We start from the raw sequence: 14,666 nt of genomic DNA, 5'->3' as shown, positions 1-14,666 counted from the left end.
ATTCCAAACAACACGTTACTAATGAAAACGATGAAAAAGATGGCAGCACTGCTGCTGGTACTGGGCGCGGCGTTCGGCTGCCAGGACAAAGCCGAAGTGCAGCCTCAACAGGGCACCTACCTGATTTACACGAACATGCCCGTCGGTAAGTTCGACAACCTGACGGTGCGCGTCAACGACAAGGAAGTGGGCCGAATAGGCCAGCCGTTTGTCGGGACGGTGGCCAAACCAACCCCGGACTGCGATACCAAAACGGGCGTTTCGGTGATCCGGATTCAGCGCCCGGAGGGAAGTTATTCGCTCGACGCGGTGGCGACCCTGAACGGTAAGCAAACGGGCAAATGGAGCTCGTCCCTGCGGTTTGAAACGGGCGACTGCAAGCGGACCCGGCTCGTTTACGACAATTGAAACCTCTGCGGGCGTGGCCCGAAAGCATAAAAAAACGGCCGGAACTGCATCCCGGCCGTTTTGCTTTTCGGACTGAGCAGCTCAGAAATCCTTGAACTGCTCGTACATTTCTTTCAGCTTGGGGTCGCGCTCGCTCAGGCGAATGTCTTTCCGCATGGCCTTCACGCCCTCGATATCCTGCAGCAGGCCAAGCACCTGGTAGGCCCCGAAACGGACGAAGTAGGCCGGATTGCTCCGGGCCGTCACTTCCAGCATCGGCACGGCGCGGCGCTGCACATCGGGATTCGATTTGATGAGGTATTTGCCAAAAACCTGTAGGAAATTGTACATCTCCTGCGGCTTCATGCCTTCCATTTTGGTCAGAAACCAGTCGTAGCGGCTTTCGTCCGGCGAATTGGCGTAGAAATTGGCGACCGCCGTGACGATTTCGGCGTTGGGAATATTTTCAAACTTCGCCGCAATCTCGGCAGCGTCGCCCGGCTTCGACAGCAGGTAGGCATCCAGGGCCACCGAAGCCACCAGGTAGGAACTGTCGTTGAGCATTTCGCGGAACAGGGGGTCGTTGGCATTGTCGCCGAACGAATTCAGCGTCACGACGGCCTCCTGCCGCACCGAGGCGCGCACGTCGGTCCGGGCCTTGCTCTGGATGACCCGTTCGACGTCGTTGAAATCCGGCCCGTCGTATTCGGCAAAATTGCTGATGGCCAGCTGGCGGATTTTCCAGAACGGATCGCTCATGGCCGTCACCATCATCCGCCGGACCGTCGTGTCGATCAGGTGCGTCTTGTCTTCCAGCTGCGTCACGGACTCGTACTTGTCGCGGTAATTGTCGGCATGGTAGAACTGGAAAACGAGTTCTGCCTTGTTTTTTTCCTGCTCCACCGACCCGACGATGCGGTGGTCGGCGTCGAACAGCACCAGATCGGGCCGCTGCTCCACGTTGAATTTCAACGTCTGTCTGGCCTTGTCGATGACCACCTCATGCAGCTGCTTTTTGCCTTTGACCCAGACGGCCACCTGCACGGGCAGGCGGTAAACGGGCGAAAGTGTCGTGTCCTGCTGCTGGGTGACGCGCAGGGTCAGTACGTTCTGGGTGTATTCTTTTTCGACTTTCAGCACCGGATGACCGGGCTTCATGAACCACTGGTCGAAGAACCCGTTCAGGTCCTGGCCCGTCACTTCCTCGAACGCCTTGCGCAGGTCGCTGAGTTCGGTCGTCCGGTACTGGTTGCGGGTCAGGTAGAGGTTCAGGGCTTTGAAAAATGCGTCGTCACCGACGATCCGCCGCAGCAGGTGGAGAATGCGCCCGCCCTTGGCGTAGGAGTGGCTGTCGAACATCTGCTCCCGGTCGGTATAGTGGTAGCGGATCAGCGGCTCCTGCTTGGTTTCGGCTTCGGCGAGGTACTGGTTCAGATCGTCCATCCCGTGCAGGTCGGCCGAGTAAACGCCTTCGGCGTGTTCGCGCCAGAGGTATTCGGCGTAAGTCGCAAAGGATTCGTTCAGCGGCAGGTTGGCCCAGGATTCGCAGGTAACGAGGTTGCCAAACCAGTGGTGCGCCAGTTCGTGCGAGATCACGTCGTCAGAATTGCCGTCGAGCAGCTGGCGGTTGTCCATCTGCACGGTCTCGGCATGGACGGTAGCCGTGGTGTTTTCCATCGCTCCCGAGACAAAATCCCGCACGGCAATCTGGCTGTATTTCTCCCAGGGATAGGCTACGCCGAATTTCTGTTCGAAAAACTGGATCATGGCCGGTGTGCGCCCGAAAATTCCTTTGGCCGACTCGGCATAGGCGGGTTCGACGTAATAACTCACTTCCAGACCGTCCCGGTCGCGGGTGGCGGGCAGCGTATCGCGGGCCACGGCGAAGTCGCCCACGGCAATCATCGCCAGATAAGGCGCGTGCGGTTTGGTCTGTTTCCAGTAATCAGTCCGGGTGCCATCCGGATTTTGCTTCGACCAGATGAGTTTGCCGTTCGAAAGGGTGCGGTATTTGGGGTCGACGGTCAGGTAGATTTCCTGCGTCATTTTCTCGTTGGGCGTGTCGATGGTCGGGAACCAGACGGAGTTGGCCTCGGTCTCGCCCTGCGTCCAGATCTGCCGGGGTTTGCTGCCTTCGCCGCCGTCGTGGTTGATGAAATACAGTCCTTTGTCCCCAGTGATGGCCGCCGAGCCGCCCACCGGCAGTTCGTTCGGTTTGGCGGTATATTGAATCTGAACGTTGAACGCCTGGTCGCGGGTGTAGGTCCGGGGAAGCAGGATGTGCAGCGTGCGCCGGTCGTTGTAGGTGTAGTTCAGCGAGTCGAAAACGGCCTGTCCGTTCTGCAGCGTGTCCAGCAGGAAAACGCCTTTGATGTCGAACCCTTTGGCATCCAGATCGAGCGTATTCTGCGGATAGAAATAGGGCCTGATCCGGAGGGTTGCCACGCCGTTGACCCATTGCCGTACCCAGTCGAACCGGAGGTCGAGCGTGGTGTGCAGCAGGTCATGTTTGAGCGTCCGCGAGGGGTTGTACGGCCCTTTGGTGGGCTGGGGCGTGGTTCTCCGGTCGGCTCCCCCGCCCGCGTTCTGGGCGCTGGCTGTACCGAAAGTGAGTAAGCTTACAAAGAATAGGTGTGTAAATTTTATTGCCATGTTGGTAACAAGCGTGCGTTAGCAATAACGTAGAGTATAATCCGGGTTGAAGGTTTAAGGCTGAACATTTTTAGTTTAGGGTGTATAGTTGCTCCGCCAGACCTGGAATCGGCGAAGCAACTATACACCCTAAACTATAAACTTTAAACCTTAAACTACAACCGTCGACTTGCCCGGCGGGCGGGAATCCAGGAAACAAAAAACGTGACCAGCACCACGATAACGGTCGTCAGCGCCAGGTCGCCCGGCTCCAGTTTGACCGGATAGGCGTCGATCAGCGAATTCTGCATACCCATCGAAACGAACCCGTACCGTTCCTGCAGCAGGCAGATGCCCACACCCAGAATCAGGCCGACCACGGCGCCGGTCAGGGCCACGATTGCCCCTTCTGCCAGAAAAATCCGGCGGATGAAGCCCGGTTCGGCGCCCATCGCCACCAGAATTTCGACATCGTCCTTTTTCTCGATGGCCAGCATCGACAGCGAAAAAAAGATGTTGATGCCCGCCACCAGCACCAGAAAGGCCAGCGTCACGGTCACAAAGAGCTTCTCGAACCGGATGGCCCGCAGCAGGTCCGCATTCAGATCGTCGCGGGTCTGCACCCGGACCGATTCCCCCAATTGCCGCTGCAAGGTTTCTTTCAGTTCTTCGACATCGGTGCCGGGCCGCAACTGGGTTTCCAGTTTGCTGAGCTGCGTTGGGCCGTAGCCCACCAGTTGCCGGGCCGACGACAGCGGCACGATGACGTAGTTGTCGTACGAACGCTCGATGTTAAATACCCCGGAAACTGTAAAATACTGCTGACTGAACGAGTCTTCCGACAATAAATTAATCGAACGGTTATTTTTCGGGTACCAGAGTTCCAGCGGGGTCAGCACGTCTTCGGGCGAAATCAGCAGGGTCAGCCGGACGCCTTCGGCCACGTTGGCAAACTGCACGGACTCCTCCATCAGCCGGAGCCGTCCGTCGGTAAGGGTCGTGTCCATTTCGCGGCGGCGCAGGAAGCTGTTGTCTACGCCTTTTACCTTCACCACCATCTGCCCGTTGCCGTAGCGGGCCAGGGCATTGTCCTCGATCACCTGGGTGACAAACTCCACGCCGTCGGTCTGCTGAATAGTCTGCAGCATTTTCGGCGTCACGGCCAGGCGCTTGCCGTCGCGGGGCAGGACGGTCAGGTCCGGGTCGAACGTTTTGAAGATCGCCCGGTTCAGTTCCTCCATCCCGTTGAACACCGAAAGCACAACGACGAGTGCCATCGTCCCCACGCCGACGCCAAGCATGGAAATCAGCGAAATAAGGCTGATAAAGCTCCGTTTTCGTCTGGAAAAGAAATAGCGGCGGGCAATCCAGAGAGGGACGTTCATAGGTGTTGATTGACTGAATGATTGATTGACTGAATGACTGAATTGCTCCGCATTTCCTTTCAGTCATTCAGTCAATCAATCATTCAGTCATTGATTTTATTCTTCATCTTCCTCCGCCGGGGCGGGGGGGATTTCCAGTCCGGAGAACAGGGCGTCCATTTTGGCGGCGTATTCGGCGGTATCATCCATGAAAAAATGCAGTTCCGGGACGATCCGGAGCTGGTGCCGGACGCGGTCGGCCAGTTGCTGGCGAATGGTTTTGCCGCGCTCCTTGATGGTATCCAGCAGCATTTCTTTATTCTTGGTTGCCAGGAAGCTCAGGTACACCCGGGCAATGCTCAGGTCCGGGCTGACCCGTACGCTGGTAACGGTGACAAAGGCGTTGCCAAACAGGTGCCGGGCGTCGCGCTGAAATATTTCGCTCAGGTCTTTCTGGAGCAGGCGCCCCACCTTTTGCTGTCTTTTCGATTCCATATAAATATTTTTTGAATGAGCGATTGAGTGAATGAGCGATTGAGTGTCCCGCCCCTGGTGGCTACCCGGCAGCCGCTGTAGGAGTGACAATCACTGGCCGTCAAAAATGTTTCGTTTTGTGGCAAACTCTGCGTTTTGGCATTCGCTCCATCGCTCAATCGCTTATTCACTCATTGCATTCGGCAAATATCCGCACTTTCCGCGACTTCTTCTGGCAGAAAGCTGTAATTTCGTTCCTCGTTCGATCCATTTTCGATTTATCCGCTAATCCGTTGCTAAGTTTTTTCCGAGTAAACGCTCTGGCGCAGTTTGTTAGTCTGCTGTTGCTGTTGCTGCTGATTCGCCTGCCTTTTCTGCTCACCCCGCCCCCCCTGCTGATTCCGGAGCTGAACTGGCTGCTGGTGGGCGAACAGATCAACCGGGGCAACCTGCTGTACCGCGACATCTGGGACAGCCTCAGTCCGCTTTCGGGCATTGTTTACTGGCTGATGAACATGGCTTTCGGACGGTCGCAGGGGGCGCTGTACGTGGCCGGAACGGTGGTCGCGGCGTTTCAGGTGCTGTATTTCAACTATTTGATGAACAGCCGGGACGTGTACCCCGACAATACGTACATTCCCGGACTTCTTTACGCGCTGTTTCTGAACATGTCGTTCGACTGCAGCACGCTTTCGCCCGTGCTGCTCTCAACCACGTTTCTGCTGCTGGCCTTCGGAACGCTGATCCGGCAGATGGACCGCCACGGGGCGACCGACGAGGTCTTCGAAGTGGGCTTTTACATCAGTCTGGCGACGTTGTGTTACCTGCCCTCGGCCCTGTTCATTATCTGGGCGGTGCTGTCGCTGCTGCTTTATACCGGGGCTTCGTTTCGCCAGCATTCGCTGACGGTGTTCGGCTTTCTGTTCCCGATTCTGCTGCTGCTGCTCTATTATTACCTCAACGACAGTCTGGAGGACCTGAACCGCAACCTGCTGTCTTCGGTCTTTCGGGTCCGGCAGTACAACCTGACGGATTTCCAGACCCTGCTGGCGTCCCTGTTTCTGCCGGTGGCGATGGGTACGCTGGGCTTTCTGACGCTTTTCCGGCAGACGACCCGCTACGTCAACTTCCAGCAGCGGGTTCAGCAGATCATGGTCCTGTGGGTCCTGACGGCCTTTCTCTCGATTGTGCTCATGCCGTTTCTGGCCCCGATGCTGTTTATTCTTTTTGTACCGGCAATCGCCTTTTTTGCCGGCATTTATTTCCAGAGTTTCCGCAAGATGTGGCTGGCCGAGATTATCTTTTTCGGGCTGTTCGCGTCAATGCTGGTCATTCTGTACCAGGGAGCCCTCCAACTGATTCCGCGGCTGGACCTGGGACGGCTCACGACGCTTCAGGTCAAGGATACGGCCGTAACGCGGCAGCTTCAGAACCAGAAGATTCTGGTGATTGGCGAAGACATCAGCGCCTACCGGCAGAATCAGGTCGCCACGCCCTACCTCAACTGGGACCTGGCCAAGTACGACCTCCGCAACCTGGACAACTACGAAAGCGTCATCAGCGTCTACGACCATTTCCGCAAAGACCCGCCCCAATACATCATCGACCGCGAAAACATCGTCGAAAAACTTTTCCAGCGCGCCCCCGCCCTCGCCGCCGCCTACGAAAAAACCGGCACGGAAGGCGTGTACCGGAGAAAGTGAATCAGTTAAGAGTTATGAATTATGAGTTAAGCTCCGCAGTATTATAGCGATTCGGCGAAGCTTAACTCATAACTCTTAATTCATAATTCTTAACTAAATTTTTTCCACCCTCCGCTCGTGCCGTCCGCCTTCGAACTCGGTGGTGAGGAAGGTTTTGACGCATTCGAGGGCGGTTTCGGGGGCGATGAACCGTTCGGGGAGGCAGAGGACGTTGGCGTTGTTGTGCCGCCGGGCGAGGGCCGCCAGATCGGGCTGCCAGCAGAGCGCGGCGCGGATGCCCCCGTGTTTGTTGGCCGTGATGGCGACGCCGTTGCCACTGCCGCAGACCAGTATGCCTTTTTCGAACCGACCCGATTCGACCGCACTGGCGACGGCGTGCGCAAAGTCCGGATAATCCGCCGACTCTTCGGTGTACGTCCCGAAATCCCGGACTTCGTACCCTTCCTGCTGCAAATAAGAAAGCAACTCCTGCTTGTAAGCAAATCCTGCGTGATCGGACCCGATTGCTACCGATGACTTCATAGTATTTTTTTGCGGAACGAATGAAACTTTCGCCGTAAATATACGTTATTTCATTCCCCCCTGCCGCTAAATCGCCAAGTAGGAGTAACTAAAAGCATCGTTTTGCAGGTTTATGCGGGGCGGGACGTAATAATTATTTTATAAACAAGATAGCGGGTTCGAACCGTTTAGTACCTGATAAACAGTACGGTTACCCACCATCCACATTTAATGTCAAAAGAGTATGGACGTAGAAAAAGCAGTGCAGCGTTCGGAAACCCAGAACGTCTCTCAAATCAAAGAAGAATTACCGGTTCGTGACGAATTATTGCTCACCGCTGATGAACAGCGGATCAAGGAAGCCTTTCAGGACCGGAACTGGAACGAAATTAAGAGTGCAGACTCTTGGGTCATCTTCAAGGTAATGGCCGAGTTTGTGGAAGGCTTCGATAAACTGGCCAAAATCGGTCCCTGCGTGTCCATCTTCGGGTCGGCCCGGACCAAGCCGAACAATCCCTACTACCAGGTGGCGGAAGAAATTGCGGCGAAGCTGGTACGGCACGGCTACGGCGTCATCACGGGCGGCGGTCCGGGCATTATGGAGGCCGGAAACAAAGGGGCCTTCGAGCAGGGCGGTAAATCGGTAGGTCTGAACATCAAACTCCCGTTCGAGCAGGAAAGCAACATCTACATCGACCCCGACAAAAACATCAATTTCGACTTCTTCTTCGTGCGGAAGGTGATGTTCGTCAAATACGCCCAGGGCTTCATCGTGCTGCCCGGCGGCTTCGGTACGCTCGACGAGCTGTTTGAATCGCTGACGCTGATCCAGACCAAAAAGATCGCCCGGTTCCCGATCGTGCTCGTCGGCCGCAAGTACTGGCAGGGCCTGATGGACTGGCTCGAAGCGGTGATGCTGAACGAAGAAAGCAACATCAACCCCGAAGACCTGAAGCTTGTCTCGATTGTCGACACAGCCACGGAAGCGGTCAAAGCCATCGACGACTTCTACGCGAAGTATTTGCTGAAGCCGAACTTTTAAAAGGTTGAATTTTGATTTTTGAATGTTGTTCAACTCGCATGGCGATTTTTGAGTGATTTGCGGGTTGAGGCAAACATAGATAACAATTCCGTTGCTTCCCTGAGGAGCGGCGCCAATCGTTTCTGAGGCATTATTTCGGTTTCGACCATCAGTTCGAGCCAGAATAATGCCTCGTCTATTTCCTCAACAACAATCGACAGTTTAGCAAAGTATTCGGCTTTACTTCTTGCCCGGCTCATCGCACGATGATTCGCCGCCATGGAAGTCGCCGCCCGCAAATATTGTCTGCCAACAATGCCTGCCTCAATAGTTCTGGGCAACGCCTGAAATAGCCTGATGCTACGAATTGCAAAGTTTTTCGTTCGCAACTGCAAATCATCCACAAAGCTTTTTTTCATCCGGTCAGTCATTTCCTAATTCCGTCAGTCATTCAGTCAATCAATCATTCAATCATTCAAAACTCAGATACCCTCCCATCCGCTCCCTCGTCTTCTCGTCCAGAATGCGGATGGCTTTCAGGTCTTCGGCGGAGCGGAAGGCGCCGTGCTGCTCGCGGTACCGAATGATAATTTCGGCCTGACGGCGGGACAGAAACGGGTGGCGGTCCAGGTCCTCGGCGGAAGCGGTGTTGATGCGGATTTTGCGGGCGGGCGTCTGGATCTGGGCGTAACGGTGCAGTTCCTCCCGGGCCAGCGAGTCGAGGCCGAAAATCTCGTTGTACTGGTCCGTGGAGACGAATCCACCGAGCGCGTCGCGGAACTTTACGATCCGGGCGGCCAGTCGGGAGCCGATGCCGCGGAGCCGGACGAGCTGCGTCGTATCGGCGGTGTTGATGTCGAACGGCTGTAAGGCCGAGCGGGCCGGACGCTCAAAATGGGCCGCCTGAAAAACGGGCTTCTCCGACCCGTTCACCGTCCTTTCCTGACCGCCGCCGGAGACCGGCGGGCTTGTCGGTTCCAGCCGGACATACGGCTCCAGTTCGGCGTACAGGTCCAGCGGGAAGTTATAAATCCGCAGCAGATCTTCTTTTTTCCGGAACCGTCCCCCTTTCTGGCGGTAGCGTTCGATGCGCTCGGCCAGCCAGCGGGGCAGGCCCAGCCGCTGCCAGTCGGCCACGGAAACGGTGTTCGGATTGAACGCAAAACGCACGGCTGGGCGCGCCGACTCCGCGCCCGACTCTTCGGCTCCGGGCGGGTAGGTCCGGCTTCCGGGCCCCGGCGCCGCCGGTTGGACCATGACCGCCAGCAGGCTGTCCAGCCGACGCTGTTCGGCGGCAGAGGTGTCGGGCGGAGCCTGCGGCATCAGCCAACGGTACAGCCAGGGAGCGAGCAGAATGACCATCAGAAGAATCAGCAGGGCCAGGAAGCCGCGGGCTTCTTTGTGGGAAAAACCGAAGTAATCACGGACAATCGCAAGGAAACGGGTGCGCATGGGGTATGTTTTTCGGTAGGACGGCGCGCCCGCCGGAAAAGTAACCTGCCGACCAATTAATCGGCCTTCATCCTTTCGTGCCCATTGCTACGGAAATCTTGTTATTTTTGCCCCACTATGGAAGAAACGACGAAACCAACGCCGGCTACAACCTCCCCGGCGGCTTCTCTTCAAGATATCATTTCCCACGCCAAAGAATATGGCTTCGTATTCCCGTCCTCGGAAATCTACGACGGTTTGCAGGCAGTTTACGATTACGGCCAGAACGGCGTTGAGCTGAAAAACAACCTCAAAACGCTGTGGTGGAAGGCCATGACGCAGCTCCACGACAACGTGGTGGGCATCGACGCGTCCATCTTCATGCACCCGCTCACCTGGAAAGCGTCGGGTCACGTCGATTCGTTCAACGATCCGATGATTGACAATAAGGACTCGAAAAAGCGCTACCGCGCCGACCAGCTGCTCGAAGGCAAAGCCGAAGGGTACGAAAAAGCCGGTGACGAGGCACGGGGCCAGGCTCTCCGCAACGAACTCGGCCGCCTGCAGGGCGCCGATGATATGGAAGGACTGCGCCAGCTGATCATCGACGAAGGCATCGTCTGCCCCATTTCCGGCACCGCCAACTGGACCGAAGTGCGGCAGTTCAACCTCATGTTCTCGACGCAGGTGGGTTCGGTGGCCGAAGACGCCAGCCTGATCTACCTCCGTCCGGAAACCGCCCAGGGCATTTTCGTCAACTTCCTGAACGTGCAGAAAACGGGCCGCATGAAGATTCCCTTCGGCATCGCCCAGATCGGAAAGGCGTTCCGGAACGAAATCGTGGCCCGGCAGTTTACCTTCCGGATGCGCGAATTTGAGCAGATGGAAATGCAGTATTTCGTCCGCCCCGGCACCGAAATGGAGTGGTACGAGAAGTGGCGCGACACCCGGCTTGCCTTCCACAAGGCGTTGGGCCTGCCCGCCGCAAAGCTGAAATTCCACATCCACGAAAAGCTGGCCCACTACGCCAACGCCGCCGTGGACATTGAATACGAATTCCCCTTTGGCTTCCGCGAAATGGAAGGCATTCACTCCCGGACCGATTTTGACCTGAAAAGCCACCAGGAACTGTCGCGGAAGAAAATGCAGTATTTCGACAACGACATCGACGCGGCTACCGGCAAACCCTACGGCAACTACATTCCGTACGTGGTCGAAACGTCCGTGGGGGCCGACCGGCTGTTCCTGGCGACCTTCTGCAACGCCTTTACGAAAGAAACCGTGGGCGAAGGCGAGAACCAGAAAGAGCGGACCTACCTGAAGCTGCACCCGGCCCTGGCCCCCGTCAAGGCGGCGGTGTTCCCGCTGGTGCGGAAAGACGGCCTGCCCGAGAAAGCCGAACAGATCGTCAAGGCGCTGCGGTCGGAGTTCCGCGTCATCTACGAAGAGCGCGACGCCATCGGCAAACGCTACACCCGCCAGGACCTCATCGGCACGCCGTTCTGCATCGCCGTCGACTACCAGACACTGGAAGACGACACGGTGACCATCCGCTACCGCGACACCACCGAACAGCAGCGCGTTTCCATTTCGGAACTGAAGCAAAAGATCGGCTACGAAGTTTCGATGGAGCGGATTCTGGAGCAACTCTAATGTTGAAGGTTGAAGGTTGAATGTTGAATGATGCCAAATGTACTCCCTTCCGCATCCTTCAACATTCAACATTCAACATTCAATCTTCACCCTTTCTTATGCGCCTCACCCTCCGTACGCCCGTCCGCCAGCCGCTCGCCCAGGTTTGGGCGGGATTTGACGAGACGTTATTCAACCAGCTCAGTCCGCCCTTCCCGCCCGTAAAGGCCCTCCGCTTCGACGGGTGCCAGAAAGGCGATGTGGTGCATCTCCGCCTCAATTTTCTGCTTTTTGGCCAGGACTGGATCAGTCTCATTACCGACCAGCAGGAAACGGCCGACGAGATTTTCTTCATCGACGAAGGCACCAAACTGCCTTTCTTTCTCTCTTCCTGGCGGCACAAACACCGGCTCATCCGGCAGGGGAATCAGACCCTGATCGCCGACGAAATCACCTACCGCACGCCCGGCGGCCTGCTGACTGACCTCCTGTTCTATCCCCTGCTCTGGGCACAATTCGCTTACCGGAAGCCGATCTACAAGCGTAGTTTCGCTCAAAAAAATTAGCTCCGCCTGTCTGTTGCCAGCGACGGAGCTAGATTTATTCTACTTCTCCATTAATTTTTCAAGGTTCTTCTGGTCCGGCTCTGGTCACCGCTGGAGGCCCGGAGCAAAAGCCCCCGGTTGGCACCTCGGTTCGCCAGAGTTTGTTACCATTTACGACAGCCTGAGCAATTTTGAATTCGTGTGGGCTTCAGCTGATGAACGGAAAAGACGGGCTTCCTCCGGAAAGAAAATGGGGAAGCCCATCCCACACCGGGCTTAATTTTTCAGAATGCGCAGGGTCTGGCTTTGCGCAGCCGTGGCCGCCCGCAGAATCAGGGCTCCGGCCGCCTGGTGGCTGAGGTCGAACGTCTGACGTTCGACCTCAGCCGGCTGGTCGATGCGGCGCGTGGCTACGGGTCGGCCGGTCAGGTCGGTCAGCGTCAGCACCAGCGGCTGATTACCCGCCCCGCGAACCTCCACGTCGAGCTTGTCCGTGACCGGGTTTCTGCCGGTGGTCAGCACGAGGCCGGTTCCTTCCTTCTGCCCCTCGGCCCCCGTACGGGCCTGTGCTCCCGAACACGGCTGGCTCAGGAAACTCTGGCTCTGGTACTGGCTACCCATGCGCACTTCGACCGTAAAAAGGACGTTCTGCCGCTGCCAGACCGGAATGTTGAACACGGGGTCCGGACTCCAGTCGCGCAGGCCAACGATGCGGTATTCCTTGGGGTTGCCGTCGTTGCCCGCAGCCACCACTTCCAGGTCGCCCGTGGTGCAGTTGTAGTCCGTGGTTTTGATCACCAGCCGGGTCGGGTCGCAGAATGGCACCCGGAACGTGCGCCGGACCACCACGCCGTTTTGCCGGACAAACACATCCAGAACCGTGTTCTCGAAGCCCGCCTGCCCGGCCTGAAACACCGGCGACGACTGATAAGGCGCCACGGGAAGAAGCTGGTATTCGACCGGCGCCGACGGATTGATACCGCTGGCAATCACGCGCAGCTGCCGGGTGTTGCAGTCGTACACAATGTCGTCGATGGCCAGCGACTGGCTGGAAAAGTTGGTGCAGACGGTCGTGTAGGTTCTCTGGACCACCCGGCCGCTCTGCCGCGCTTCGATCACAAACGTGGTGCCCTCCAGCTGATGAGGCGGCACGTTGAATCTGGGGGCGGTGTCCCAATCGCGCAATCCGGCAACCCGGTATTCGACGGGCGTACCGTCGCCGCCGCTGATCTGCACATCCAGAAACCCGACCGTCACCCGTCCGCTCAAACAGGAATAAACCGGTTCCAGCAGCGTCAGGGGTTCACCGACAGGCTCTGTCGCCGGGCCGGGCACGCTCATCAGTTCACGGCCGTAAGCCAGGGTCCGGGCGGAGAAGTACAGGCCATTCCGGAAGATCGTCAGGTCGTCGGGGCTGCTGCTTTCGGGGCCGGGATAGATCGAAGCGGCCAGCTGCGTTCCGGCGGCGGTGCCGTTGGACTCCCACAGTTCGAGACCGGCAACCTGACTACGGGCCCGGAAATAGACTTTCCCATTGAACGAAATCAGCGTTACCGGCACCGACATATCGCCTTCGCTGCTGATGAGGCGAGCGACCAGCCCGGTTCCGGCAGGCGTTCCGTCCGACTTCCAGAGTTCAAATTCGGTCGAAATCCGGCTTCGAATGTCGATCAGGTTACGCACAAAATAGAGCGTGTTGCCTACGGTTGTGAACGACGAGAGCGCATCGCCGGGGTAGCCCGGGTCCACCGAACTGCTGATGGCTCCGAGAAGCTCCGTACCGGAGGCCGTTCCGTTCGATTTGTAAAGATTCCGGTCCGGCGTTACAAAATAGAATCCGTTGCTGACGACGGGCAGTTGCCGGATGATGGAGAAACGCCGGAGCGTCGTCGAATACGGAATTTCCTTAATCATCGTGATTCCCGCCGCCGTCCCGTCGGTCTGGTAAAGCCTCAGTACGCCGGTCACCTGGTCGGGGGTGGTATTGGTGGTCAATCCGTACAGATACAGCCGGTTGTTGAACACCACGGGCGGCGAACTGAATCTAAGGTCCAGACCGGTCAGGTTGCGGGTTCCTTCGGGCGTCCCATCGGTTTCCCACAGAATGCCGGGCACCCCGTTGATGCCGGTCACGCCGCCCACCGAACCCGGCGGCTGCGCCATGCTGACGAAGTAGGCTTTCCCGTTGAGGTTCGCCAGAGCCTTTTTGGTTTCGTAACTTTCAACTTCCACCGTCGCCAGCCGGGTCGTGCCCGCCTCGGTCCCATCGCTCGACCAGAGCTGCGTTTCCAGCGTGCTGCGGACCCGGAACAGGATTCGGTTGTTGACGCCCCCGATCAGGCGGATGTCGCCGGGGTCTGTCCGGGTGGCGGGAATGTTGATCGCGGCGATGCGGCGCGTGCCTCCGGGCGTCCCGTCCGAGGTCCAGAGTTCGCGGGCAAAGACGAAGTAAAACCGGTCGTTGATGACCTGTACGTCCTCAATCCGCCCTTCGCCGGTCCTCTGGTCCACGTAGGTTTTGAGCAGAACGGTCCCCGCTTCGGTCCCATTAGTGGCGTACAGCCCCCGGACGGAGAAATCACTGGCGGTCACGTAAGCGGTGAAAAACAGGTAGCGGCTGGTCGCGGCAAGCTGGTTGGGCTGGGAAGAAAGCCCGCCGTTGCCGTCTCGTTCAGGAATAATGTCTTTGACCACGCTGATGCCCAGAGGCTGAGCAGGGGCAGGAAGGTAGAGCAGCAGGGCGGTCAGGCAGGCGAGCAGCCACCGAACCACCGACAGGGTGCGGAGAGGTTTTTTCATACAGGGTGTGGTTTGGAACAGACAGCTATTGGCGCAAAGATTACCGGGCAGGCTCCACCGTTGTAAGCAGAAATTATTTCCTGCCGTATTTTTTAGTAAACGGTAAAATAAAACCAAACCAAAACGCCGGAAGGCTGTCAGAATCCGTTGGTTCTGACAGCCTTCCGGCGTTTATCAA

The 14,666-nt window shown here is 57.4% G+C and carries 12 protein-coding genes; 5 read left to right on the top strand and 7 right to left on the bottom strand.

What is annotated here, in order from left to right:
- Positions 1–21 precede the first annotated feature (21 nt).
- Entirely contained in the window at positions 22–408 is a 387-nt protein-coding gene (locus ORG26_RS20875; RefSeq protein WP_266365275.1) for a hypothetical protein, read from the top strand.
- A gap of 81 nt (positions 409–489) precedes the next feature.
- Here the strand turns inward: ORG26_RS20875 and ORG26_RS20870 are convergent, their stop codons facing one another.
- The 3 genes from ORG26_RS20870 to rbfA form a co-directional block, all read right to left on the bottom strand.
- Positions 490–3,039 (bottom strand): M1 family metallopeptidase, encoded by a 2,550-nt coding sequence (locus tag ORG26_RS20870; protein WP_266365273.1) that lies wholly within the window; start codon positions 3,037–3,039, stop codon positions 490–492.
- A 155-nt stretch (positions 3,040–3,194) separates the two neighbouring features.
- Positions 3,195–4,403 (bottom strand): ABC transporter permease, encoded by a 1,209-nt coding sequence (locus tag ORG26_RS20865; RefSeq protein WP_266365271.1) that lies wholly within the window; start codon positions 4,401–4,403, stop codon positions 3,195–3,197.
- Between the two features lie 96 nt (positions 4,404–4,499).
- The gene (gene rbfA, locus ORG26_RS20860) at positions 4,500–4,877 is read right to left on the bottom strand and encodes a 30S ribosome-binding factor RbfA (protein WP_266365270.1); all 378 of its coding nucleotides are present in this window, start codon (positions 4,875–4,877) and stop codon (positions 4,500–4,502) included.
- 272 nt (positions 4,878–5,149) lie between these two features.
- Here rbfA and ORG26_RS20855 point away from each other — a divergent pair, with 272 nt between their 5' ends.
- Positions 5,150–6,559 (top strand): DUF6427 family protein, encoded by a 1,410-nt coding sequence (locus ORG26_RS20855; protein WP_266365268.1) that lies wholly within the window; start codon positions 5,150–5,152, stop codon positions 6,557–6,559.
- 93 nt (positions 6,560–6,652) lie between these two features.
- Here ORG26_RS20855 and rpiB read toward each other — a convergent pair whose 3' ends face one another.
- The gene (rpiB, locus tag ORG26_RS20850) at positions 6,653–7,081 is read right to left on the bottom strand and encodes a ribose 5-phosphate isomerase B (protein ID WP_266365266.1); all 429 of its coding nucleotides are present in this window, start codon (positions 7,079–7,081) and stop codon (positions 6,653–6,655) included.
- Positions 7,082–7,304: 223 nt separating this feature from the next.
- Between rpiB and ORG26_RS20845 the strand changes: the two genes are divergently transcribed.
- The gene (locus ORG26_RS20845; RefSeq protein WP_266365264.1) at positions 7,305–8,102 is read left to right on the top strand and encodes an LOG family protein; all 798 of its coding nucleotides are present in this window, start codon (positions 7,305–7,307) and stop codon (positions 8,100–8,102) included.
- 29 nt (positions 8,103–8,131) lie between these two features.
- On the opposite strand, the gene ORG26_RS20840 is transcribed toward ORG26_RS20845, so the two are convergent.
- Both ORG26_RS20840 and ORG26_RS20835 read right to left on the bottom strand, forming a co-directional pair.
- Positions 8,132–8,500: a four helix bundle protein gene (locus ORG26_RS20840; RefSeq protein WP_266365262.1), complete on the bottom strand. Its 369-nt coding sequence runs from the start codon at positions 8,498–8,500 to the stop codon at positions 8,132–8,134.
- A gap of 52 nt (positions 8,501–8,552) precedes the next feature.
- Positions 8,553–9,533, bottom strand: a complete 981-nt coding sequence (locus ORG26_RS20835; protein ID WP_266365260.1) for a helix-hairpin-helix domain-containing protein — start codon at positions 9,531–9,533, stop codon at positions 8,553–8,555.
- Between the two features lie 117 nt (positions 9,534–9,650).
- Between ORG26_RS20835 and ORG26_RS20830 the strand changes: the two genes are divergently transcribed.
- On the top strand, positions 9,651–11,165 hold the full coding sequence (locus tag ORG26_RS20830; RefSeq protein ID WP_266365258.1) for a glycine--tRNA ligase: 1,515 nt from the start codon (positions 9,651–9,653) through the stop codon (positions 11,163–11,165).
- Between the two features lie 98 nt (positions 11,166–11,263).
- On the top strand, positions 11,264–11,710 hold the full coding sequence (locus ORG26_RS20825; protein WP_266365236.1) for an SRPBCC family protein: 447 nt from the start codon (positions 11,264–11,266) through the stop codon (positions 11,708–11,710).
- A 255-nt stretch (positions 11,711–11,965) separates the two neighbouring features.
- Here ORG26_RS20825 and ORG26_RS20820 read toward each other — a convergent pair whose 3' ends face one another.
- Positions 11,966–14,488: a hypothetical protein gene (locus ORG26_RS20820; RefSeq protein ID WP_266365234.1), complete on the bottom strand. Its 2,523-nt coding sequence runs from the start codon at positions 14,486–14,488 to the stop codon at positions 11,966–11,968.
- Between the last annotated feature and the right edge of the window lie 178 nt (positions 14,489–14,666).

The sequence above is a fragment of the Tellurirhabdus rosea genome (genome assembly GCF_026278345.1).
GTDB lineage: Bacteria > Bacteroidota > Bacteroidia > Cytophagales > Spirosomataceae > Tellurirhabdus > Tellurirhabdus rosea.
This window is presented reverse-complemented; position numbering and strand designations above follow the sequence as displayed.

Bases quoted from the DNA above. Each gene is read 5' to 3' on its own strand.
- ORG26_RS20875 (WP_266365275.1), top strand. From the start codon at position 22: ATGAAAACGATGAAAAAGATGGCAGCACTGCTGCTGGTACTGGGCGCG.
- ORG26_RS20870 (WP_266365273.1), bottom strand. From the start codon at position 3,039: ATGGCAATAAAATTTACACACCTATTCTTTGTAAGCTTACTCACTTTC.
- ORG26_RS20865 (WP_266365271.1), bottom strand. From the start codon at position 4,403: ATGAACGTCCCTCTCTGGATTGCCCGCCGCTATTTCTTTTCCAGACGA.
- rbfA (WP_266365270.1), bottom strand. From the start codon at position 4,877: ATGGAATCGAAAAGACAGCAAAAGGTGGGGCGCCTGCTCCAGAAAGAC.
- rpiB (WP_266365266.1), bottom strand. From the start codon at position 7,081: ATGAAGTCATCGGTAGCAATCGGGTCCGATCACGCAGGATTTGCTTAC.
- ORG26_RS20845 (WP_266365264.1), top strand. From the start codon at position 7,305: ATGGACGTAGAAAAAGCAGTGCAGCGTTCGGAAACCCAGAACGTCTCT.
- ORG26_RS20840 (WP_266365262.1), bottom strand. From the start codon at position 8,500: ATGAAAAAAAGCTTTGTGGATGATTTGCAGTTGCGAACGAAAAACTTT.
- ORG26_RS20835 (WP_266365260.1), bottom strand. From the start codon at position 9,533: ATGCGCACCCGTTTCCTTGCGATTGTCCGTGATTACTTCGGTTTTTCC.
- ORG26_RS20830 (WP_266365258.1), top strand. From the start codon at position 9,651: ATGGAAGAAACGACGAAACCAACGCCGGCTACAACCTCCCCGGCGGCT.
- ORG26_RS20825 (WP_266365236.1), top strand. From the start codon at position 11,264: ATGCGCCTCACCCTCCGTACGCCCGTCCGCCAGCCGCTCGCCCAGGTT.
- ORG26_RS20820 (WP_266365234.1), bottom strand. From the start codon at position 14,488: ATGAAAAAACCTCTCCGCACCCTGTCGGTGGTTCGGTGGCTGCTCGCC.